Origin of the sequence: Streptomyces sp. NPDC089919, assembly GCF_040684615.1 — a bacterium.
In the GTDB taxonomy this organism is placed as follows: Bacteria; Actinomycetota; Actinomycetes; order Streptomycetales; family Streptomycetaceae; genus Streptomyces.
In genome coordinates this window covers 1-21251 of the sequence record NZ_JBFBGK010000046.1, presented here as the reverse complement: position 1 = coordinate 21251, position 21251 = coordinate 1, and the positions used below count along the sequence as shown (strand labels likewise).

Here is a 21251-nt window from a genome sequence, read left to right as displayed (position 1 = left end):
GCCGACCGGGACGCACTACTCCGCCGGCTTGATCAGGTAACCGGCCCCGCGCCGGGTGTGGATCATCGGGGTGCGGCCGGACTCCAGCTTGCGCCGCAGGTAGGAGATGTACAGCTCGACCACGTTGGCCTGGCCGCCGAAGTCGTAGGACCACACCCGGTCCAGGATCTGCGCCTTGCTGAGCACCCGGCGCGGGTTGCGCATGAGGTAGCGGAGCAGTTCGAACTCGGTCGCGGTCAGATGGATCTCGTCCCCGCCCCGGGTCACCTCGTGGCTGTCCTCGTCGAGCGTGAGGTCCCCGACCACCAGCACCGAGTCGGAACGGGCCGCGGCCGCCGCGCCCGAGCGCCGGACCAGCCCGCGCAGCCGGGCGACGACCTCCTCCAGGCTGAAGGGCTTGGTGACGTAGTCGTCCCCGCCGGCCGTCAGGCCCGCGATGCGGTCCTCGACCGCGTCCTTCGCGGTCAGGAAGAGCACCGGCACGTACGGCAGGTCCCGGCGCAGCCGGCCCAGCACGGTGAGCCCGTCCATGTCCGGCAGCATGATGTCGAGCACCACCACGTCCGGCCGGAACTCCCGGCCCGCCCGCACCGCCCCCGCGCCGTCCCCGGCGGTGCGCACCTCGCAGCCCTCGTAGCGCAGGGCCATGGACAGCAGCTCGGAGAGCGCGGCCTCGTCGTCGACGACGAGCACCCGGCAGGGTCCGCCGTCGGGCCGCACCAGCCGGGAGTCGCGGGTCGCGTGCGTGGAGTGAGTCGTCGCGGTCATACCGACAGGCTTGCCCCGGCCGCTGAGAGCCCTCTTGCGCCCGTCTGTGAATCTCCTGAGAAAACCCTCACCCCAGTCCGAAGAGGTCCGCCGCGTTGTCGTGGCACACCGCGCGCAACCAGTCGTCACCCAGCCCGAGCCGTTCGAGGGCCGTGAGCTGGTGCTCGTACGGGTAGGGGATGTTCGGGAAGTCGGTCCCGAGCAGGATCCGGTCCCCGAGCGCGGCCAGCCGCCCCCGCTCGGCCACCGGGAAGCCCCGCAGCCGCTCGGCGAAGTCCGTGAAGGCCATGGTCGTGTCCAGCCGGACCGACGGGTGGGCCTCGGCCAGCCCGAGGAAGTCGGCGTACTCCGGCATCCCCATGTGGGCGATCACCAGCGGCAGCCGGGGGTGCCGGGCCAGCAGCCGCGAGACCGGCTCCGGGCCGGTGTGCTTGCCGGGGGCGGGCCCCGAGCCGCAGTGGATCACGATCGGTGTGCCGGCCTCCGCGAGCAGCCCCCACACCGGGTCCAGCAGGACGTCGTTCGGGTCGTAGCCGCCCACCTGGACGTGCGCCTTGAAGACCCGGGCGCCCTGCTCCAGCGCCGTGCGGACGTACCCCTCGGCCCCGGGCTCCGGGAAGAAGGTGGCCGTGTGCAGGCAGTCCGACGTGCGGGCGGCGAACTCGGCGGCCCAGGCGTTGAGCCAGGCCGCCATGGCTGGCTTGTGCGGGTACAGCATCGCGGTGAAGGCCCGGACCCCGAAGCGGCTCAGCAGCGCCACCCGTTCGTCCTCCGCGCGCCGGTAGGTGATCGGCCAGGGGACCCCGGTCAGCGGGCCCGCCGCGTCGAAGTAGTCCCAGACCTTGGCGAGCACCCGCTCCGGCATGAAGTGGGTGTGGACGTCCACCAGCCCCGGCAGCCCCAGCCGGGCGGCGAAGCCGCGCACGGCCGCCTCGGTCCGGGCGGTGCCCGCGGCGGCCCCCGGGAAGCCGGCGGACCCGGCGGCCGGTCCGGCCGCCGGGTCCGCGCAGGAGTCAGTGCTTGCGCACAAAGCCGTGGCTCCGCTCGACCGTGGCGACGTGCACGGTGTAGCTGTCGTACCACTCGTCGCGGCCCTGCTTCTGGGCCCGCTGGTGCTCCTGCTGGGTACGCCACTCGGTGAGCGCGGCCTCGTCGCGGAAGTACGCGACGGTGATGCTCAGGCCGCCGGGCGTGTGCGCGTTCTCGTGGCCGAGGTACCCCGGTATCTCCTTGACCAGCTCGGCCATCCGGACGGCGGTCTCCGCGTAACCGGGCGCCTCGCCGGTGCGAACGGAGGTGAACACCGTCATCAGGTAAGGCGGTTCGAATGCGGGAAGTGGCTGGATGCTCATGACCCTCACCTTCTGCGGCGGCCCCGCCGGCTGTCCACCGCCCGGCGCGAAGGGATCCAAGATTTGACCTTGGTCCGCCGTCGGGCCGCGGACCGGTCCGGCGACCCCGGCCCGCGCCCGGGCCGGGGCTCCCTCAGAACAACCCGTCGGGTTCCGCGGGCGGCTCCGCGACCGGCACCACCGGCACGGAGGTGCGCGCGGCCGGGTCCGCCGCCGCCAGCACCCAGCCGGACAGCAGCCGGGTGTCCACCACCAGCCCGTCCGCGAAGTGCAGATCGGGACCGGCGGCCCCGGCCAGCACCCCGGCCACCGTCCCGCCCGCGGTCAGCCCGGCCACCACCCCGGCGGGCCGGGGCAGCCCGGCCAGTCCGAAGGCCTCCGTGTGGTCCGCGACCTCGCAGGGCAGCGTCTCCAGGGTCTCGGCCCGGCCGGGCAGCGCGGCGGCCCGCGCGTGCAGGGCCGCCAGCTCCGCCCGCCGCTCGGCGAACGGCGGCAGCCGGTCGCGCACCGCCCGCTTGCGCGCGTACGGGATCCGGTCGGGCACCCCCAGCCCGGCCCGCAGCACCTCCTCGGTGCGACGGGCCGCCATCAGCGGCCCCCGGCCCAGCCAGCAGTACGCGACGGCGCCCTGCTCCAGCAGCCGCACCGGGCCGCGCTCCTCCGCGGTGATGCCGGCCTTCGTCAGGCCCGGCCCGAACCACGCCAGGTAGACCCGGTAGGTGCGCGGGTCGGCCGCGTTGGTGTCGGCGGCCACCGAGAAGGACCGGTCCAGCCGGGCGCACTCGGCGCACTGGTCCCGGCCGGCCCCCGCCGGGATCTCCCGGCCGCCCGGACAGGGGGTCAGCCGGCCGGCCCGCCGCACCCCCGTGCACCGCCGCACGCCCTCGGCCCGGAAGGCCAGCGCCCGCCCGTACCGCAGCGGGCTGCTACGGCTGCCGCGGCCCGGTCCGTACCAGGTCAGCGCGGGCCCGTCGGGGCTCCAGCGGACCCCGGTGCAGCTCCACACGTCACTGCGGCTTCTGCTGCGGGGCCCCCGGGGAGACCGGCCGTTCGAAGAAGGTCTCCAGCGCCACGGTGGCCTGTGTGCCGCTCACCCCGTCGATGGCGAACAGCCGCCGCAACACGTCCTGGAGCTGTTCGGTGGTCGCGGTGCGGACCTTGACCAGCATGGACGCGGCGCCCGCGATCACGTGCGCCTCCTGGATCTCGGGGATCGCCGCGAAGGCCGCCGCCGAATCGCCCATCCAGGCCGAGGAGTCCACCATCACGAAGGCCAGCACCCCCTGGCCCAGGGCCGCCGGGTCGACCTCGACGGTGGTCCGGCGGATCACCCCCCGCTCGCGGAGCTTGCGCACCCGCTCGTGCGCCGCGCCCGCCGACAGCCCGACCGCCTTGCCCAGCGCCGCGTAGGCCTGGGTGGCGTCCTCCTGCAGCAGCGCCAGCAGCCGCCGGTCGATCTCGTCCACCGCGCCCCGCCCTCCCGTCCGGAAAACCCTTGCGAGGACCGTACCTCATCCTGCAATCTCTGATCGAAGCCGAACACAATTCGGCACTTTCACCCAAGGGGCAGCCGCATGTCTTCCATAGCCGACGCTTCGCTGTACGAGATCCTGGACGAGCGCTTCCGTACCGGACGCTGCGCCAACGGGGACATGCGTCTGGAGCGGCTGCACGACGACAACCGCTGGGCCGAGGGGCCGCTCTACCTGCCCGCCTGGCGCCAGCTGATCTGGAGCGACATCCCCAACGACCGGATCCTGCGCTGGGACGAGGCCACCGGCACCACCGGCCTCTTCCGCTCCCCGGCCGGCCACAGCAACGGCAACACCCTGGACCGCGAGGGCCGCCTGATCACCTGCGAACAGGGCAACCGGCGGGTCACCCGCACCGAGCCCGACGGCTCCCTGACCGTCATCGCCGACCGCTTCGAGGGCAAGCGGCTGAACAGCCCGAACGACGCCGTGGTCCGCTCCGACGGCTCGGTCTGGTTCTCCGACCCCGACTTCGGCATCACCAGTGACTACGAGGGACACCGCGCGCCCGCCGAGATCGGCGGCTGCCACGTCTACCGCGCGGACCCGGCCACCGGCGAGGTCCGCCTGGTGGCCGACGGCTTCGGGGGCCCGAACGGCCTGGTCTTCTCCCCCGACGAGTCCCGCCTGTACGTCTCGGACACCCGCGAGGGCCACATCCGCGTCTTCGACGTCCGCGAGGACGGCACCCTCTCCGACGGCGAGGTCTTCACCGCCGCCCGGCCCGGCGGCCCGGCCCGCTTCGACAACATCCGCTTCGACGACGAGGGCCGCCTGTGGGCCGCCGCCATGGCGGACGGCGTCCACTGCTACGCCCCGGACGGCACCCTGATCGGCCGCATCCGCGTCCCCGAGCCCGTCTCGAACATCGCCTTCGGCGGCCCCAAGCTCAACCGCCTCTTCATCACGGCGACCACGAGCCTCTACGCCCTGACCCTCTCGGTCACCGGCCTCCCCCGCGTCCACCCCTGACCAAACGCAGAAGGACCCGGACTTACGTCCGGGTCCTTCTCGCTGGTGCACTCGGCAGGATTCGAACCTGCAACCTTCTGATCCGTAGTCAGATGCTCTATCCGTTAAGCTACGAGTGCTTGTGCTTCCCGGGGTTTTTCGCCCCGTTGGCCTTGCGAGAACAACAATACATGGACCTCGCCGGGACGCGAAATCCATTAGCCAAACCGCCTCTGACCTGGGAAAACACCCCGGAAGGGTGGGATCCGGTGGGTTCAGGGACTGAAGGCCGGGGGCGGGAAACCCGCCAGGGGCGCCCTCCCGGTACGCCCCGGTACGCCCCCGGCGCGCCCGCGCCCGATCGGGCCGTCCGTTCGTCCGTTCACCCGCCCGAGCGTCCCGGAAACGACCGAAGCCCCGGTCCAGGGGACCGGGGCTTCGGTGTTCACAGCGCGGAGGCGGAGGGATTTGAACCCTCGATGGGCTTTAAGACCCAAACCGCATTAGCAGTGCGGCGCCATAGACCGGACTAGGCGACGCCTCCAGCTCACTCCCGTACGGGGGTGCGTGCAGATGATGACACAGGTCACTGCCCGGTCACCAATCCACCCCCACGGTACTAGGCGTCGGCCGGGCAGGGCAAAGCCTTACCCGCGCAACATCGACCGCCCCGGCTCGTTGGTCACGGGTACGACCCACCGCCCCCGGGAGCCGTCATGCTGCGCCATCTCGCCCTCGCCGCCGTCGCCTCCGCCGTCGCGGCCGGGCCGCTGCCCCCGCTGCCCTCGCTCGGGCTGCTGGACCCGCCGGCCCCGCCGCCGGACCGGCTCACCGTGACCGTGTCCGAGAGCGGCAGCGCGTACGACGGCACGTACAAGCTGGAGTGCGACCCGCCCGGCGGCAACCACCCGCAGGCGAAGCGGGCGTGCGACCGGCTCGACCAGCTCGGCCGGGAGGGCCAGGACCCCTTCGCCCCGGTCGGCACCCGCCAGCTGTGCAGCACGCTCTACGGCGGCCCGGCCACCGCCCGGGTCACCGGAACGTGGCACGGCCACCGGGTGGACACCACCTTCAAAAGGACCGACGGCTGCGAGATCAGCAGGTGGCACGAGTTGGAACCTCTCCTTCCGACTCCGCGCTCCTGACCAGGCACGGCGTCCCCGGGAAGGCCCGATCCGATGAGAGCTCCCCCTCATCCGCCGCCGCCCGGCGGATCGGAGCCCTTAGACTCCCCCCGTGACATGCCGGTAGTCAGGGAGGAAGCGATCCACGTGAGCAGCAGGCCATCCCGAGGCGCTGCTCGCCTCGCAGCCATACTCGACGCACTGCCGGACGCGCTGTTGCTCGTCAACGCCAACGGCACCGTCGTCAACGCCAACTCCATCGCCCTCGAGGTCTTCGAGTCCCCCGGCACCGGCCTGGTCGGCCGCGGTCTGCTCTCGCTGCTGCCCGAGTTCGACTCCAAGCTGATCCCCGGCTCCATGCGCCGGCCCGGCGAGGTGGAGCCCGGCCGCACCAAGCCCACCCGCATGACGGCCCGGCGCACCGACGGCACGGAGTTCCCGGTCGAGGTCACCAGCGCCTCGCTGGAGGACGGCCGGGACGCCTACGCCGACCAGCACCGGTACACCGGCGACGAATTGCTCATGCTGGTCGTACGGGACCTTTCGGGCACCGTGGACACCGAGGCCGAACTGGCCCGCTCGCAGCGGCAGACCGAGATGATCCTGCGCGCCGCCGCCGAGGGCGTGGTCGGCACCGACACCGACGGCCGCGTGGTCCTGGTCAACCCGGCCGCCGCCCAGATCCTCGGCTACCGGGCCACCGAGCTCGGCAACCGCGAACTGCACTCCCTGGCCGTCCACTCGCGGGCGGACGGCTCGCCCTTCCCCTACGAGGAGTCCCCGCTCGCCGACACCCTGCGCTCCGGGCGCAAGCACCGGGTGCGCGGCCAGGTCCTCTGGAACAAGGCCGGCCAGCCCGTCCCGGTCGACCTGACCACCTCCCCGGTGCGCGACGGCGAACAGCTCGTCGGCGCCGTGATGACCTTCACCGACCGGCGCCCCTACGACGCCCTGGCGGCGCGCCACGCGCAGTTGCTCGCGGTGCTCGGGGACTCGCTGCGCGGCCCGCTGGAGGAGCTGCGCGGCGAACTGGCCACCCTCGCCGCGGACGACGCCGGCCAGCTGTGGCCGGAGGCCAACCAGCTGCTGCACCACCTGGCGGCCGGCTACTCGCGGATGACCAAGCTGGTCGACAACGTCCTCGGCTTCCAGCGGCTCGACGCCGGCGGCGCGAAGCTCGCCAAGGAGAAGGTGCTGCTCGACGGGGTCGTCTCGGCCGGCGTCGAGGGCGCGATCGAGCTCATCGGGCCCGGCCGCGCACAGTTCGCGGTGCACGCGCCCACCATCGAGGCCGAGGTCGACCCGGACCGGCTCGCGGTCGCACTGGCCCACCTGATCGCCGACGTCGCCGGGGTGGACTCCACCGGCAAGGCGCCGGTGACGGCCGGCGGCTACCTGGACTCCACCGTGGTCGTGGCCGCGGCCCAGCGCGGGGACGTCGTACGGATCGAGGTCCGCGGGCCCTACCCCGGCGGCAACCCGGTCCACGAGCCGATCGTCCGGGGCATCGTGAGCGCGCACGCGGGCGTCCTGCAGACCGTGGAGGTTCCGGGCGCCCCGGGCGGCGCGTACGTCCTCGAGGTGCCGCTCGGCGCCGGCGCCGGCACGGTGACGCTGCCCGACCCCGAGCCCGAGCCGGAGCCGGCCCCCGAGGCCGCCGCCCAGGCCGGTCCCCCGGCCGCCGGACCGGCCGCCGAGGGTCCCACCGGACGGCGGGCCCGCCGCGGGGTGGACGCCTTCCTGGACGAGGAGCCTCCGGCCGGCGAGGAGGGCGGCGCGCTGGCGCTGCCGTCCGGCCGGCGCCGGGCACCCGCCGCGCCCCAGGCCCCGGCTGGTCCCGCCGAGCTGGCCCAGTCACCCGTGGATCCGGCCGGACTGGCGACCGGCCGACGTCGCGGGCGGGCCGGGGACGAACCCGGCGCGGCCCCGCTGCCGGCCCTGCCGGCCGCCGGCCAGGACGACGCCCCGGGCGGCGGCCGCCGCCGGGCACTGGCCCTCTCCGCCGCCGAGGACGCGCCGGAGCAGGCCGCGGACGCCCCGCGGGGCCGCCGCCGCGCCCTGCCCGCCCCCGGTGCCGAGCCCGGTACCGGGCTCGCGCTGCCCGGCGCCCCCGACGGGCCGGTCCCGAGCGGCCCCCAGGGGCTCGCTCCGGCCGTGCAGGCCGGGCCGAACGCCCGGCCCGAGGCCCCGGCTGACGCCCCGTCCCCCATCGCCCCGCCCGGCGGCTTCGCCATGCCGGCGGCCCCGGCCGCACCGGAGCCCGCCGCGCCGGCCTTCGCCCTGCCGGGCCGCCCGCCGGGGACCCCCGACGACTCCGACGGGGCCGGTGCGCCCTTCGCCCTCCCGGGCGCTCCCGCCGCCCGGACCCCGGACGCGGGAGCCGCGCCCGGGCACGGCGGCCCGAGCCGGGTCCCGCCCCACCACAACGCCCCCGGCAGCGGGTCCGAGGCCGCCAAAGGGGACACCCCCCAGGGGCTGAGCCCCGCGCAGCCGGCTCCCGGCGGGCTCACCGCCCTGCCCGCACAGGCCGCCGGGAACACCCCGGCCGGCCGGCGCGGCCGCCGTGCCCTGGGCAGCCCGGACCAGGAGACGCACGGCACCGCCCTCGCCGAGGACGACCACACGCCCCCGCAGGCCCACCCGCTGCCGGCCCCCAGCGGCCGCCGCCGGGCGCTGCCGGCCACCCCCGCCTGGCCGGTGCCCGCCGCCCGGACCGCGCCCGAGGACGGCGAGCAGGCCGGCGGTCCCGTGCCGCTGCCCGCCGCCCGCCAGCCGCAGGACACCCCCGCGGGGCCGATCAGCGTACGGACCCTCGGCCAGGGCGTGGCGCTGGCCCAGCCGCCCGTACCGGCCCAGCAGGGCGGGCCCGCCGCGGCGCCCGCGCAGGACGGCGGCCCCGGCCGGCGGCGCCGGCTGGCCGAACAGTCCGAGCCGGGCCGGGCCTTCGCCATAGGAGCCCCGGAGGAGGGCGCCGCCGAGGGCCCCGAGCCGCTGGACGGCCCCGGTGGCGCGGTCGAGGTGGTCAACCGGCCCGTGCCGCAGCCGGTGGACGACGAACTGCCCCCGGAGCCGCTGGACAACCCCCGGCGGCTGCTGGTGTGGCCGGCGCCCGACGGGCAGACCCAGCAGGCGCTCAGCGAGCGCGGCTACCGGCCCGTGATCGTGCACTCCCGCGAGGAGGTCGACGCGCAGATCGCGGCCTTCCCGGCGGCCCTCTTCGTCGACCCGCTGACCGGGCCGATCACCCGTACCGCCCTCCAGTCGCTGCGCCAGGCCGCCGTGGCGGCCGAGGTGCCCGTGCTGGTGACGGCCGGACTGGGCCAGGCGACCCGGGAAGCGGCGTACGGCGCGGATCCCGCCGTACTCCTGAAGGCCCTGGCGCCCCGGGACAGCGACCAGCACCCGCCCCGGGTGATGCTGATCGAGGAGCACGAGGAGATCGCGGGTGCGCTCGCGGCCGCCCTCGAGCGGCGCGGCATGCAGGTGGGCCGGGCCGGCGCGGACACGGACGCCGTGCAGTTGGCCACGCAGATGCGGCCCAACCTGGTGGTGATGGACCTGATGCAGGTGCGCCGCCGCCGGGCCGGGATCGTGGACTGGCTGCGCGCCAACGGGCAGCTGAACCGCACCCCGCTGGTCGTCTACACCTCCGCCGGCATCGACAAGGACGAGCTGCACCGGCTCGGCTCCGGCGAGACCGTGCTCTTCCTCGCGGAACGCTCGACCACGGCCGAGGTGCAGGGCCGCATCGTGGACCTGCTGGCCAAGATCGGCACCAATTAGCCACTCTGACTGCCATGCGCAGAACTGAGGAGCTGGAGAAGCCCACCACGGTGCCCGCCGACAACGGCGAGGTCACCCTGCTGATCGCCCGCCAGGTGGAAGCCGGCCACGAGGCGGCCTTCGAGGAGTGGGCGCGCGGGATCCTGGAGACCGCCACGCGCTTCGACGGGCACCTGGGGTACGGGCTGTTCCGGCCCGCGACCGAGAGCGGGCCCTGGTTCCTGGTGCACCGGTTCGCGGACCACCGCGCCTTCGAGCGGTGGCAGGCGTCGCCGGAGCGGGCGGCCTGGTTCGCGAACTGCACGGGCCACCACCACACCGAGATAGCCCGGCGGGAACTGACCGGCATGGAGACCTGGTTCGCCAAGCCCGGTACGACCCGGCCCGCGCCGCCCCGCTGGAAGATGGCGATCAGCTCGGGGCTGGCCATCTTCCCGATCTCGCTGGCGGGCAACGCGCTGCTCGGGCCGTACCTGGTCGACGTCAACTTCGTCCTGCGGACCGCGGCCTTCGCCGTGGTCTTCAGCACCCTGATGACCTACGTGGCGATGCCCGCGGTCAGCCGGCTGCTGCGGAACTGGCTCACGTCAGCGTCGTGACGTCCAGCTCGCCGTCGGCGTACTGCCTGCGGAGCACCTTCTTGTCGAACTTGCCCACGCTGGTCTTCGGGACCGCGGCGATGATCGCCCAGCGCTCCGGGAGCTGCCACTTGGCGACGGACTCGCCGAGGAAGGCCCGCAGGGCGGCGTAGTCGGCGGTCGAGCCCTCCTTGAGGACGACGGTGGCCAGCGGGCGCTCGCCCCATTTGTCGTCGGGGACGGCGACCACGGCCGCCTCGGCGACCTCGGGGTGGGCCATCAGGGCGTTCTCCAGCTCCACGCTGGAGATCCACTCCCCGCCGGACTTGATCACGTCCTTGGCCCGGTCGGTCAGGGTCAGGTAGCCGTCGGTGCTGATGACTCCCACGTCACCGGTCTTGAGCCAGCCGTCCGCACTGAACTTGTCCTCGGGGCGCAGCGGCTCGCCCGCGGCGCCGCCGTAGTAGGCCGCCGCGATCCAGTTGCCGCGTACCTCCAGCTCGCCCGCCGACTCGCCGTCCCAGGGCAGTACGTCGCCGCCGGGACCGATCAGCCGTGCCTCGACCCCGGCGGGGAAGCGGCCCTGGGTGATCCGGTACGGCCACTCCTCCTCGGCGCCGAGTCCGGCCGGGGGGTGGGCCATGGTGCCGAGCGGGGAGGTCTCGGTCATGCCCCAGGCGTGGCACAGGCGGACGCCGAGCTTGTCGTACGCCTCCATGAGCGAGGGCGGGCAGGCCGAGCCGCCGATGGTGACCTGCTTCATGCAGGAGATGTCGCGGGGGTTGGCCGTGACCTCGGCGAGCAGGCCCTGCCAGATGGTCGGGACGGCCGCGGCGTGGGTCGGGCGCTCGGCGACGATCATCTCGGCGAGCGGGCCCGGCTGCAGGAAGCGGTCGGGCATCAGCATGTTGATGCCGGTCATGAAGGTCGCGTGCGGCAGGCCCCAGGCGTTGACGTGGAACTGCGGCACGACCACCAGCGAGGTGTCCGCGGCGGTCAGGCCCATCGACTCGGTCATGTTGACCTGCATCGAGTGCAGGTAGATCGAACGGTGGGAGTACACCACGCCCTTGGGGTCGCCGGTGGTCCCGGAGGTGTAGCACATGGCCGCGGCCTGGCGTTCGTCCAGCTCGGGCCAGGCGTACTCGGGGGAGCGGCCGGCCAGCAGCTCCTCGTAGTCGTGCACCTGCACGTCCAGGGCGGCGAGGCCGGAGCGGTCCCCGGGTCCGGCGACGACCACGTGCTCGACGGTCGGCAGGTGCGGCAGCAGCGGGACGAGCAGCGGCAGCAGGGTGCCGTTGGCGATGACCACCCGGTCGGCCGCGTGGTTCACGATGAAGACCAGCTGCTCGACCGGGAGCCGGAGGTTGAGCGTGTGCAGGATCGCGCCCATGGAGGGGATCGCGAAGTAGGCCTCGACGTGCTCGGCGTTGTTCCACATCAGCGTGGCGACGCGGTCGTCGGGCCGGACGCCGAGTTCGTCGCGCAGGGCGTGGGCCAGCTGCCCGGCCCGGGCTCCGACCTCGGCGAAGCTCCGGCGGTGCGGCTCCGCCTCGCCGGTCCAGGTGGTGACCTGGGAGCCCCCGTGGATCGTCATCCCGTGGCGGAGGATGCGGGTCACGGTCAGTGGTACGTCCTGCATGGTGCTCAGCAAAGCGTCCTCCCGATGGGCGCTGCGCGGCAGTGTGGATGCTGCCGATTCTGCGCACGCGGGGCGGGGCCTGTCACTACCCGGGAGTACAAAGCGCGTCGGGAAACGATGTGTGGTCACGTGCACAGGACCGGTCGGCCGAGGCGGTGCGCGGCGCACAAGCCGGGCCCCGATGTTTCACGTGAAACACGACCGCCTGGCCACTCAGCAGGCCGGGCGGAGTTCCGGGTCCTCGCGGAGCTTGCCCAGGGCCCGGGAGACCGCGCTCTTGACCGTGCCGACGGAGACTCCGAGCAGTTCGGCCGTCTGGGCCTCGCTCAGGTCCTCGTAGTAGCGCAGCACCACCATCGCCCGCTGCCGGTCCGGCAGCCGGGTCACCGCGCGCCACATGGCGTCGCGCAGGGCCTGTGCCTCGGCGGGGTCGGCGGCGGGGAAGGTCTCGGGCTCGGGCAGCTCGTCGCAGGCGAACTCGTCCACCTTGCGCTTGCGCCACTGGGACGTGCGGGTGTTCATCAGGGCCCGGCGGACATAGCCGTCGAGGGCGCGGTGGTCCTCGATGCGGTCCCAGGCGACGTACGTCTTGGCGAGCGCGGTCTGCAGCAGATCCTCGGCGTCGCAGGGGTTCGCGGTGAGCGAGCGCGCGGTCCGCATCAGCACCGTGCCCCGGGTCCGTACGTACGACGAGAACGACGGGTACGAGGCGGTCGGGCAGACAGGCGTGGTCATGGCTACACGCTAGGAGCGGGCACCACCTCGGGGGATCGCCCCGAAGTGCCGAAGCGGTGTCCGTCTCAGGTTGTAGAAGGGGGGCTGTCCCCACCTCCTGAAGGTGGAGGGGACCCTCACACCCTCGGTGACCGGGCCCCGCCGATCGGGGGGCCCGGCCGCCGGTCAGCCGCCGTCCGCGCCCAGGATCAGCCCGGAGGTGGGCACCCCGGTGCCCGCGGTCACCAGGGCGTGCGCCGCGCCCTCGACCTGGTTCACCGCCGTGCCGCGCACCTGTCGGACGGCCTCGGCGATCCCGTTCATCCCGTGCAGGTAGGCCTCGCCGAGCTGGCCGCCGTGGGTGTTGAGGGGCAGTGCGTCCGCGGCGACGAACTCGGCCGCCTCGCCCCGGCCGCAGAAGCCGAACTCCTCCAACTGCATCAGCACGAACGGCGTGAAGTGGTCGTAGAGGATGCCCACGTCGATGTCCGAGGGCCGCAGTCCGCTGGTCCGCCACAGCTGCCGCGCGACCACGTCCATCTCCGGGAGCCCGGTCAGGCCGTCGCGGTAGAAGCTGGTCATGCCCTCCTGGTTGCGCCCGGCGCCCTGCGCGGCGGCGGTGATCACCGCGGGCTTGTGGCGCAGGTCCCGGGCCCGCTCGGCCGAGGTGACCACGATCGCCTGGCCGCCGTCGGTCTCCTGGCAGCAGTCCAGCAGCCGCAGCGGCTCGACGATCCAGCGCGAGGCGGCGTGGTCGGCCAGGGTGATGGGCTTGCCGTAGAAGTAGGCCGCCGGGTTGGTGGCGGCGTGCCGGCGGTCGGTCACCGCGACGTGGCCGAAGGCCTCGGGGGTCAGCCCGTAGGCGTGCAGGTAGCGCTGGGCGGTCATCGCCACCCAGGAGGCCGGGGTGAGCAGTCCCCAGGGCAGGGACCAGCCCAGCGCCGCGCCCTCCGCGGAGGGTTCGCGGTGCTGGACGCCCGAGCCGAAGCGGCGTCCGGAGCGTTCGTTGAAGGCCCGGTAGCAGACCACCACCTCGGCGACCCCGGTCGCGACCGCCAGCGCGGCCTGCTGGACCGTGGCGCAGGCGGCGCCGCCGCCGTAGTGGATCCGGGAGAAGAAGGACAGCTCCCCGATGCCGGCCGCCTGCGCGACCGTGATCTCCGGGCTGCTGTCCATGGTGAAGGTGACCAGGCCGTCGACGTCGGCGGGGGTCAGACCGGCGTCGTCGAGGGCCGCCTGGACGGCCTCCACGGCGAGCTTCAGCTCCGAACGCCCCGAGTCCTTGGAGAACTCCGTGGCGCCGATGCCGGCGATGGCGGCCCGGCCGCCGAGCGAGTCCCGGTGCCGGACGCTCATGCCGCCGCCTCCCCGAGGTCGGCGGTGACGGTACCGGTGACGTGGTGGCCCAGCCGGTTGGCCCCGACCACCCGGATCTCGACGGTGGTGTCCCGGACGGCCACGACCGTCCCGGTCAGGGTCATCGTGTCGCCCGGGTAGTTCGGGGCGCCCAGCCGGATGGCCATCCTGCGCAGCACGGCGCGCGGACCGAGCCGGTCGGTGACGTACCGGCCGACCAGGCCGTTGGTGGTCAGGATGTTCATGAAGATGTCGGGGGAGCCCTTCTCCCGCGCCAGCTCGGCGTCGTGGTGCACGTCCTGGTAGTCGCGGGAGGCGATCGCCCCGGCCACGATCAGCGTGCGGGTCACCGGTATCTCCAGGGGCGGCAGGACGTCGCCGGTCTTCATGCGGGCTCCTTGGCGGTCGCGGGGGAGGCGGGGGCGGGCGGCGCCTGCGGGTCCGGCCCGGCGGCGAGCACGGCGCCCAGCTCCGCGAGCAGTTCGGCACCGCAGCCCAGGTAGGCGTCGAGCTGGCGGCCCCACAGGAAGTGCCGGTGCACCGGGTGGTCGAGGTCGGCGCCCATGCCCCCGTGCAGGTGCTGGCCGGTGTGCACCACCCGCTTGCCACCCTCGGCGGCCCACCAGGCGGCGGTCAGGGCGTGCTCGCGTGCGGGCAGCCCCGCGTCGGTCCGCCAGGCCGCCTCGTACGCGGTGACCCGGATCGCCTCGGTGTCCATGTACGCGTCGGCGGCCTTCAGCTGGACGCCCTGGTTGGTGGAGAGCGGTCGGCCGAACTGCTCGCGGGTGCAGGTGTACTCGACGGCCCGGGCCAGCGAGCCGGCGCAGACCCCGGCCTGGAGCCCGGCGAAGGCGGTACGGGCGAGCGCGAGCACGTCCTCGTACGGCCCCGGGCCGGTGCCGATCCGCTCGGCGGGGGTGTCGTCCAGGAGCAGCCGGCCCGCGGCCCAGGGGGCGGTGGTCTCCACCGGCGCGGTCTCCGCATCGGCGGTCCGCACCAGCCACAGCGTCCGGTCGGCGTCGGGGACCAGCACGTGGGTGGCGTCCCGCAGCCAGGGCACCGCGGGCAGCAGCCCGGTCAGCCGGCCGCCCGGGGACCGGACGCTCCCGCGGGCCGGGAAGGCGCCGGTGGCCACCGTCGTACCCGCGCGCAGCCCGGGCAGCAACCGGTCGCGCTGCTCCGCGCCGCCGTGCCGGGCCAGCGCGAGGATGCCGTAGACGGCGGTGGCGGCCAGCGGCACCTGGGCGGTGGTCCGGCCCTGCTCCTCGAGCAGCAGGACCAGGCCCAGCAGGCCGACCTCCTCGACGGCCCCGGGCAGTCCGGCCGCGCAGAGCGCCTTCCAGAGCTCGGCGTCGCTGCCGGTGCCGGCGGCGCCCAGCCGTTCGTGGGTGGCGAGGTCGCCGAAGATCTGGGCGGCCAGTCCGGCGGCGGCGCCCTGCTCCTCGCTCGGGGTGAAGTCCATCAGCCCTCGCTCCCCCGGAACACCGGCAGCTCCAGGTCCTCGTCCACGCGCAGGAACTCCAGCCGGACCGGCATGCCGATGCGCACCTTGTCGTAGGGCACCCCGGTGATGTTGGTGATCATCCGGACCCCTTCGGCCAGTTCCACCAGGCCCACCGCGTAGGGGGGGTCGAAGGCGGGGAACGGCGGGTGGTGCATCACCACGTACGAGAAGACCGTGCCGGCGCCGCAGGCCTCGACGGTGTCCCAGTCGGGGCTCGCGCAGGCGTTGCAGCCGGGCAGCCACGGGAAGCGCAGCGTGCCGCAGCCGGTGCAGCGCTGGATCAGCAGCCGGTGCTCGGCCACCCCGTCCCAGAAGCCCCGGTTGTCGCGGTTGACCACCGGGCGCGGGCGCCGGGCGGCGGGCTGGGCACCGGCCCCGGCGGCCGCCTCGCGCTTCGGGGCGCCGGCCGGGGCGTACTTGAGGATCCGGAAGCGGTGGGTGCCGGCCGGCTCGCCGTCGGCCTGCACGTCCATCCGCGTGGTGACGAAGTGACCGGTGCCCAGCTTGGTGGTCTTGCGCGGGGAGACCGACTCGATCACCGCGTCGAAGGTGATGCGGTCGCCCGGGCGCAGCGGGCGCAGGTACTCCTGCTCGCAGTCGGTGGCCACCACCGAGCGGTAGCCCGCGCCGTCCAGCAGGGCCAGCAGCTCGTCGTACGCGGAGGAGCGGTCGGCGTGCCCGGAGAGCCCGCCCATGGTCCAGGCCTGGAGCATGGCCGGCGGGGCGACGGCGTCCGGGCCGGCGTAGGCCGGGTGGGCGTCGCCCATGGCCTCGCACCAGTGCCGGATCATGGCTTCGTTGACGGGGTCCTTGCCCCGGCCCGCGGTCGCGGCCGGCCGGCCCTCGAACTCCCTGAGCAGGACGTACAGCCGGTCCGGTTCCGCGTCCGCCGCGTCCGCCGCGGCGGGCCGCCGGTCCGCCGGCGGCTCCGCTATCCGGTCCGCCGCTTCCCCGGTACGGGGCACCTGGGTGCTCACCGCTTCCTCCCCTTCATGCCGAGCCGCATCATGGCGACGATCTCCCGCTGGACCTCGCTGACCCCGCCGCCGAAGGTGTTGATCTGGGCGGCCCGGTTCATCCGCTCCAGCTCCCCGTCGCCGAGGGCGCCGGGCGAGCCGGCCCGGATCAGCGCGCTCTCCCCGACGGCCTCCTGGCACATCCGGTAGACCTCGACGGTGGACTCGGTGCCCAGGAACTTGACCCCGCTGGCGTCGCCGGGGGCGAGGGTGCCCGCGCCGACGTCCTGCACCAGGCGCCAGTTGAGCAGGCGTACCGCGGCCAGCCGGGCGTGCGCCTCGGCCAGCCGGGACTGCACCCAGTGCCGGTCGGCCGGGCGTTCGCCGGTGACCGGGTCGGGGGTGCGGGCGTGCGCGAGGGCCGCGTCGTAGAAGTCCTCGGCCTGCATGCCGATGGCGGCGAGGGCCACCCGCTCGTGGTTGAGCTGGTTGGTGATCAGGCCCCAGCCCGCGTTCTCCTCGCCCACCAGCCGGCCGGCCGGGACCCGGATGCCGTCGTAGTAGGTGGCGGTGGTGGTCAGCCCGCCGACCGTGTCGATGGGGGTCCAGGAGAAGCCGGGGTGGTCGGTCGGCACCAGGATGATCGAGATGCCCTTGTGCTTGGGGGCCGCCGGATCGGTCCGGCAGGCCAGCCAGATCCAGTCGGCGTTCTGCGCGTTGGAGGTGAAGATCTTCTGGCCGTCGATCAGCCACTCGTCGCCGTCCCGCACCGCCCGGGTGCGCAGCGAGGCCAGGTCGGTACCGGACCCGGGCTCGCTGTAGCCGATGGCGAAGACCAGCTCGCCGCTCAGGATGCGGGGGAGGAAGAAGGCCTTCTGCTCCTCGGTGCCGTACTTCATCAGCGTCGGGCCGACGGTGTTGAGGGTGACCATCGAGACGGGGGCGCCGGCCCGGTAGGCCTCGTCGAAGAAGACGAACTGCTCGTCGGCACCGCGGCCCCGGCCGCCGTACTCCTCGGGCCAGCCCAGGCCCAGCAGGCCGTCGGCGCCGATCCGGCGCAGGAGGGCGCGCTGGCCCTCCCGGTCCTCGGACGGCGGTGGCCCGTCCGGCATCAACTCACGGAAGTACGAGCGCAGTTCCGCACGCAGGGACAGCTGCTGCTCGGTCGGGGCGAGGTGCACGGCGGGCGGCCTCCCGGACGTACGACTAAGGGTTTCTGACTCTCCGTCAGATGATGTCGTACTGTCAAGGCTCCCCGTGCGCCCGGGGCAGGGCGCGCACCGCCGCCGGGAACGCCGCGGCGCCCGCGGGACCGGACCCCAGCCAGTCCGGTCCCGCGGGCGCTCACAGGGCGAGGAGGCCTACCACCACGGGAAGAAGTTCACCGCCACGGTGGAGTTGGACTGGTGGATCGCGGTGTACGCGGAGCCGTTGACCTGAGCCGTGTTGTTCTGGTTGGAGGCACCGGAGCCGGTCGCGACCTGCTGCGAGGTGGACGAGTTGCCGTGGTTGCTGCCACCCACGCCGCTGCCGATGATGCCGGCGACGCTTGAGTTCGATCCGTTGTCCGCGTAGGAGCCGACGCCGGTGTCGGCCTGGGCCACACCCGTGAAGAGGGCGGCGGCCAGGGGGAGTGCGGCAACGGCGGCGAAGATGCGGGCGGTACGGATGCTTGCCATGTTCTTGGTCCTCCAGGGAGCGTAAGTACGGTGTGGTGCAAGGCAGTTGGCCGACCGCCCTGCTGTCGTTCCGTGCTGACGACGTCGCGAGACCAGAGTTGCCCACCGAATCCCCGGCGAACCACCCTCTTGTCCCCGATTCCCTCTCAAGCATGAGCAACATCGGATAAACCCCGGCCACGCCCCCAAAACGCCAGGTCATCCTCGTCGCACCGGCGGATCCCGGGCCCACCAAGGGGTGAACCGTTCCGCCTGTCACCGTCGCGCCCGGACCGCCGTCCCGGTCGCCCCGCGGTGCGGATTCCCGCCGCCGCCCGGGGCTTCCCCGACGTGCGCCCCCGATGCGCCCCGGCGCACCGCTAGGCGGTCAGTTCGAAGTCCTCCGCGCGCCGCGACACACCCGAGGCGGTGCGCCGGGAGGCCGGCGAGGAGCCGTGCGCCTCGGCGCCGATCCGCTGCTTGATGGTGGGCGGCAGCGCGCCGGCCCCGATCCGCAGCCGGCGCCGCGCCCGGTTCGACCGGGCCGCCGGGATGCTGAACACCGGCAGCGCGGCGGCGGGAGCGGCGGTACGCACCGCCGGCTCGACCGCCGGGCGGACCCGGCGCAGTCCGAGGAGGGCGCCGATCCCGGTGAGGACGGCGAGGACCGCGGCGATGGCGGTCCAGAACGGCGACAGAACACGGCTGCTGGTCATGACGGCTCCTCGGGTACCAAAGTCCGACGGGCGGATCTGCATACATTCGTCATGATGTGCCCGCAACCCGGAGAGTCCGCCCCGCCGTCCCGATCTTCCGACAAACACCACTCGGTTGGGTGCACGGGCCGCCGCAGGGCCGTGGCGGGCGGGGTGCGCCCGCCCGCCACGTACCCGCCGGGCCTAGGAGGTGATCGCGTCCCGGGCGGCCTTCAGCGCCGCCTCCAGCGCCTCGTCCGCGGGCACCGCCACATCGGGCCGGACCCCCACGCCCTCCCAGTTGGTGCCGGTCACGGTGTTGATCGACCGGGCCGTCGGGACCGTCACCAGGACGTGCTCGGACACGGGATGACGGGCCGTCGGGTGCGCGCCGCCCCGGGTGGTCTCGCCGACCACCACCGCGCGGCCGTGCGCCTGGAGGGTGTACGCCACGTCCTCCCCGCCCGAGAAGGTGGTCGCGCTGGTCAGCACGTACACCGGACGGTCCGGGTAGCGCGGGGCGGGCAGGTGGCCGGCGGTCCAGTACTGCCGGGTCGAGTCGGTGGACCGGCTGTAGATGTCGTTCAGGTGCACCTGGTCGTCGGGGAAGAAGTAGCTGTTCCACATCGCGGCGCCCTCGGGCGATCCGCCCCGGCACCGGCGCAGGTCCAGGACCAGCGCGGAACTGCCGGCCACCAGCTGCATGGCGGCACCGATCACGGCCGCGCCGTCCACCGCGGTGGTTATCAGCCGCAGCTCGATCAGCCCGATGTTCCCCTCGAGCTGTTCCACCCGCAGGACGCCGTGGTTCTCGGCCCGCAGCAGGGCCCGGAAGGCCGCCTCGCCGCCGTCCTCGTCGGCCGGCTCCAGCGACTGCGCCTCCTCCACCCACATCAGGCGCAGGTGCTTGTCCGGACACACCTCCTGGAGGTCCGCGGTCACCGCCGCGCACAGCTCCGGCCCGGCCAGCTCCCGGTACGCCCCCGCGGCCGCCCGCTCCCGCACCGCCGCCTCGACGGCGGCCACCTTCTCCGGAAACACGTACCCCGCCCCGATGCGTTCCAGGGCCCGTTCGATGATCTCTTCATTGGTCAGCACGCGGCCCGATGCTAGACACCCACCCCCGCCCTGACCAGTGCTTTTCCCTCACCACTTCACCACCCACGGAACGACGAAGGGACACCCCGCAAACCGGAGTGCCCCTTCCGGCCGGCACGATGTCCGACCTGTGGCGGTGGGTGTGGGATTTGAACCCACGGTGACTCGCGCCACGACGGTTTTCAAGACCGTTCCCTTAGGCCGCTCGGGCAACCCACCAGGCGCCGCCCTCGGGGCGGAGCGGGCTACAGCCTAACGGGTTCCGGGGCGGCCGTGGGGTCAGGAGGTCTGGGCCTTGTCGTAGGCGGCCTGGGCCTCAGGGCCGAAGTACGGGCCGAACATGCGGTTGGGCAGGAACTGGTAGCCGAAGCTGTTCACCGAGACCTGGAGTCCGGTGCCGGTGGCCTCGTTGAAGGAGGCGAACCAGGGGCCGCCGCTGGAGCCGCCGGTCATGTTGCAGCCCAGGCTGTGGTCCTTCGACAGGAGGAAGTCCTTCCCGCTGTTGCCCGAGCAGTAGATCAGCTTGGTGCCGTCGTACGGGGCCGCGGCCGGGAAGCCGAAGGCGTACATCGGCTTGTTGTAGCCGCCGTTGAACTGGATGCCCTGGGCGCCGACCACGGAGGCCAGGGTCCTGCCGTCGAGCGGGGCGACGACGGCCAGGCCGACGTCGTAGTTGATGTCCTCGCTCGCCACCCACTGGTCGGTGGAGAGGGTCTTGGTGGCCGACCACTGGCCGTAGGGCGCATTGCCGTTGGCGTAGCCGGGCACGAAGATCCAGTCGGTGTGCCAGGCGCCCTGGTACTTCACGCAGTGCCCGGCGGTGATCACCGTGCTGCCGTTCCGGCTGGTGATCGAGTCGCCCGAGCAGGAGGCGGTCCGGCCCTGGAAGGTGAAGAAGACCCGGCCCGAGGTCTTCACCACCGCGCCGTTGCCGGTCCAGGCACCGCCCGCCTGCGGGAAGGCCGTCGGCGAGGCCGCGGTGGGGGCGATGGTGGTCGTCCGGCCCGCGGGCCGGACGGTCTTCAGGGCCGTACCCGGGGACCGCTGCAGGTCGAGCGGGGTGGCCCCGCGCATCCGCTCGGCCGTCCAGAACCCCTGGGTGTGCCGGGGGCTGAAGGACGTGGGGGCGGGCGCGGCGCCGGCCGGGGCGACGGACAGCGCGCCGGCGAGCAGGGCGCCGGCGGCGAGCAGTACGGATGCGGTGGTGCGATGGCTTCTCACGCATGTCTCCTTCGTCCGTGCCCGGCTGCCGGGGACCGGCGGGCCGGGGCAGGGTGGGGGATGAAGAGCGGTGCGGATCGGCGTGCGGAGCGCAGCGTGCCACGCGCCGTGAGAAGTTGTCAGGGGCGTGCTCGGCCGGGGCCGTGGATCCGGCCAGGAATGGCCGGTTCGACGCCGGGTGCCGAGGGGCGCGGCCACGGCCGGCGCCTCCTTGGCCTTTACGCGTGCCCGCGGGCGGTCGGGATGTGCGGGGAGCCGCTTGAACGGCTGTGGCAGGCTGGTCCGGAGGCAGGCCCGGGCCTGGGATGCCCGAAGGGCA

The 21251-nt window shown here is 73.9% G+C and carries 20 protein-coding genes and 3 tRNA genes; 4 read left to right on the top strand and 19 right to left on the bottom strand.

Annotated elements, in window-relative coordinates:
- Positions 1-15: 15 nt before the first annotated feature.
- The 5 genes from AB0O40_RS19640 to AB0O40_RS19620 form a co-directional block, all read right to left on the bottom strand.
- On the bottom strand, positions 16-768 hold the full coding sequence (locus AB0O40_RS19640; RefSeq protein ID WP_365042872.1) for a response regulator transcription factor: 753 nt from the start codon (positions 766-768) through the stop codon (positions 16-18).
- A 67-nt stretch (positions 769-835) separates the two neighbouring features.
- Positions 836-1693 (bottom strand): amidohydrolase family protein, encoded by an 858-nt coding sequence (locus AB0O40_RS19635; RefSeq protein ID WP_365042950.1) that lies wholly within the window; start codon positions 1691-1693, stop codon positions 836-838.
- A gap of 88 nt (positions 1694-1781) precedes the next feature.
- Positions 1782-2120 carry an antibiotic biosynthesis monooxygenase gene (locus AB0O40_RS19630; protein WP_365042869.1) on the bottom strand — a complete coding sequence of 113 codons (339 nt, stop codon included), beginning with the start codon at positions 2118-2120 and terminating at the stop codon, positions 1782-1784.
- Positions 2121-2253: 133 nt separating this feature from the next.
- On the bottom strand, positions 2254-3126 hold the full coding sequence (locus AB0O40_RS19625) for a DUF2797 domain-containing protein (protein WP_365042866.1): 873 nt from the start codon (positions 3124-3126) through the stop codon (positions 2254-2256).
- A gap of 1 nt (position 3127) precedes the next feature.
- Positions 3128-3586: an Lrp/AsnC family transcriptional regulator gene (locus tag AB0O40_RS19620; protein ID WP_365042864.1), complete on the bottom strand. Its 459-nt coding sequence runs from the start codon at positions 3584-3586 to the stop codon at positions 3128-3130.
- Positions 3587-3694: 108 nt separating this feature from the next.
- Here AB0O40_RS19620 and AB0O40_RS19615 point away from each other — a divergent pair, with 108 nt between their 5' ends.
- A complete protein-coding gene (locus tag AB0O40_RS19615; RefSeq protein WP_365042861.1) occupies positions 3695-4624 on the top strand; it encodes an SMP-30/gluconolactonase/LRE family protein in 930 nt (309 codons plus the stop codon).
- Positions 4625-4667: 43 nt separating this feature from the next.
- Here AB0O40_RS19615 and AB0O40_RS19610 read toward each other — a convergent pair.
- Both AB0O40_RS19610 and AB0O40_RS19605 read right to left on the bottom strand, forming a co-directional pair.
- Positions 4668-4743: transfer RNA gene (locus AB0O40_RS19610), tRNA-Arg, on the bottom strand.
- Positions 4744-5056: 313 nt separating this feature from the next.
- Positions 5057-5147 (bottom strand) — tRNA-Ser (locus AB0O40_RS19605).
- Between the two features lie 172 nt (positions 5148-5319).
- Between AB0O40_RS19605 and AB0O40_RS19600 the strand changes: the two genes are divergently transcribed.
- The 3 genes from AB0O40_RS19600 (at position 5320) to AB0O40_RS19590 (ending at position 10109) form a co-directional block, all read left to right on the top strand.
- On the top strand, positions 5320-5748 hold the full coding sequence (locus AB0O40_RS19600) for an SSI family serine proteinase inhibitor (RefSeq protein ID WP_365042858.1): 429 nt from the start codon (positions 5320-5322) through the stop codon (positions 5746-5748).
- Between the two features lie 126 nt (positions 5749-5874).
- Positions 5875-9510: a PAS domain-containing protein gene (locus tag AB0O40_RS19595; RefSeq protein ID WP_365042855.1), complete on the top strand. Its 3636-nt coding sequence runs from the start codon at positions 5875-5877 to the stop codon at positions 9508-9510.
- Positions 9511-9524: 14 nt separating this feature from the next.
- On the top strand, positions 9525-10109 hold the full coding sequence (locus AB0O40_RS19590) for an antibiotic biosynthesis monooxygenase (protein ID WP_365042852.1): 585 nt from the start codon (positions 9525-9527) through the stop codon (positions 10107-10109).
- Here the strand turns inward: AB0O40_RS19590 and AB0O40_RS19585 are convergent.
- From AB0O40_RS19585 to AB0O40_RS19530, 12 genes are all read right to left on the bottom strand, one after another.
- Complete coding sequence (locus AB0O40_RS19585; RefSeq protein WP_365042849.1) at positions 10093-11742, bottom strand: long-chain fatty acid--CoA ligase; 1650 nt, start codon at positions 11740-11742, stop codon at positions 10093-10095. The two genes, AB0O40_RS19590 and AB0O40_RS19585, sit on opposite strands and share 17 nt — an antisense overlap.
- Positions 11743-11943: 201 nt before the next feature.
- Positions 11944-12465: a SigE family RNA polymerase sigma factor gene (locus AB0O40_RS19580; protein ID WP_365042846.1), complete on the bottom strand. Its 522-nt coding sequence runs from the start codon at positions 12463-12465 to the stop codon at positions 11944-11946.
- A 165-nt stretch (positions 12466-12630) separates the two neighbouring features.
- Positions 12631-13800, bottom strand: a complete 1170-nt coding sequence (locus tag AB0O40_RS19575; RefSeq protein WP_365042843.1) for a lipid-transfer protein — start codon at positions 13798-13800, stop codon at positions 12631-12633.
- On the bottom strand, positions 13797-14189 hold the full coding sequence (locus tag AB0O40_RS19570; RefSeq protein ID WP_365042840.1) for a MaoC family dehydratase: 393 nt from the start codon (positions 14187-14189) through the stop codon (positions 13797-13799). Before AB0O40_RS19570 ends, AB0O40_RS19575 begins: the two co-directional genes overlap by 4 nt.
- Positions 14186-15262, bottom strand: a complete 1077-nt coding sequence (locus AB0O40_RS19565) for an acyl-CoA dehydrogenase family protein (protein ID WP_365042837.1) — start codon at positions 15260-15262, stop codon at positions 14186-14188. Before AB0O40_RS19565 ends, AB0O40_RS19570 begins: the two co-directional genes overlap by 4 nt.
- Complete coding sequence (locus tag AB0O40_RS19560; protein WP_365042947.1) at positions 15262-16173, bottom strand: OB-fold domain-containing protein; 912 nt, start codon at positions 16171-16173, stop codon at positions 15262-15264. The genes AB0O40_RS19565 and AB0O40_RS19560 overlap by 1 nt, the downstream gene beginning before the upstream one ends.
- A gap of 104 nt (positions 16174-16277) precedes the next feature.
- Positions 16278-17441, bottom strand: coding sequence for an acyl-CoA dehydrogenase family protein (locus AB0O40_RS19555; protein ID WP_365042834.1), 1164 nt, complete (start codon positions 17439-17441; stop codon positions 16278-16280).
- Between the two features lie 180 nt (positions 17442-17621).
- Positions 17622-17939: a hypothetical protein gene (locus AB0O40_RS19550; protein WP_365042831.1), complete on the bottom strand. Its 318-nt coding sequence runs from the start codon at positions 17937-17939 to the stop codon at positions 17622-17624.
- A gap of 359 nt (positions 17940-18298) precedes the next feature.
- On the bottom strand, positions 18299-18634 hold the full coding sequence (locus tag AB0O40_RS19545) for a DUF6344 domain-containing protein (RefSeq protein WP_365042828.1): 336 nt from the start codon (positions 18632-18634) through the stop codon (positions 18299-18301).
- 183 nt (positions 18635-18817) lie between these two features.
- Positions 18818-19711, bottom strand: a complete 894-nt coding sequence (locus AB0O40_RS19540; protein WP_365042825.1) for a S41 family peptidase — start codon at positions 19709-19711, stop codon at positions 18818-18820.
- A 131-nt stretch (positions 19712-19842) separates the two neighbouring features.
- A tRNA-Ser gene (locus AB0O40_RS19535) sits at positions 19843-19930 on the bottom strand.
- A 60-nt stretch (positions 19931-19990) separates the two neighbouring features.
- The gene (locus AB0O40_RS19530) at positions 19991-20932 is read right to left on the bottom strand and encodes a peptidase (protein WP_365042822.1); all 942 of its coding nucleotides are present in this window, start codon (positions 20930-20932) and stop codon (positions 19991-19993) included.
- Positions 20933-21251 lie beyond the last annotated feature (319 nt).

Coding starts and splice junctions, on each gene's coding strand:
- AB0O40_RS19575 (WP_365042843.1), bottom strand. CDS start 13,800: ATGAGCGTCCGGCACCGGGACTCGCTCGGCGGCCGGGCCGCCATCGCC.
- AB0O40_RS19615 (WP_365042861.1), top strand. CDS start 3,695: ATGTCTTCCATAGCCGACGCTTCGCTGTACGAGATCCTGGACGAGCGC.
- AB0O40_RS19640 (WP_365042872.1), bottom strand. CDS start 768: ATGACCGCGACGACTCACTCCACGCACGCGACCCGCGACTCCCGGCTG.
- AB0O40_RS19590 (WP_365042852.1), top strand. CDS start 9,525: ATGCGCAGAACTGAGGAGCTGGAGAAGCCCACCACGGTGCCCGCCGAC.
- AB0O40_RS19550 (WP_365042831.1), bottom strand. CDS start 17,939: ATGGCAAGCATCCGTACCGCCCGCATCTTCGCCGCCGTTGCCGCACTC.
- AB0O40_RS19565 (WP_365042837.1), bottom strand. CDS start 15,262: ATGGACTTCACCCCGAGCGAGGAGCAGGGCGCCGCCGCCGGACTGGCC.
- AB0O40_RS19570 (WP_365042840.1), bottom strand. CDS start 14,189: ATGAAGACCGGCGACGTCCTGCCGCCCCTGGAGATACCGGTGACCCGC.
- AB0O40_RS19600 (WP_365042858.1), top strand. CDS start 5,320: ATGCTGCGCCATCTCGCCCTCGCCGCCGTCGCCTCCGCCGTCGCGGCC.
- AB0O40_RS19630 (WP_365042869.1), bottom strand. CDS start 2,120: ATGAGCATCCAGCCACTTCCCGCATTCGAACCGCCTTACCTGATGACG.
- AB0O40_RS19580 (WP_365042846.1), bottom strand. CDS start 12,465: ATGACCACGCCTGTCTGCCCGACCGCCTCGTACCCGTCGTTCTCGTCG.
- AB0O40_RS19545 (WP_365042828.1), bottom strand. CDS start 18,634: ATGACCAGCAGCCGTGTTCTGTCGCCGTTCTGGACCGCCATCGCCGCG.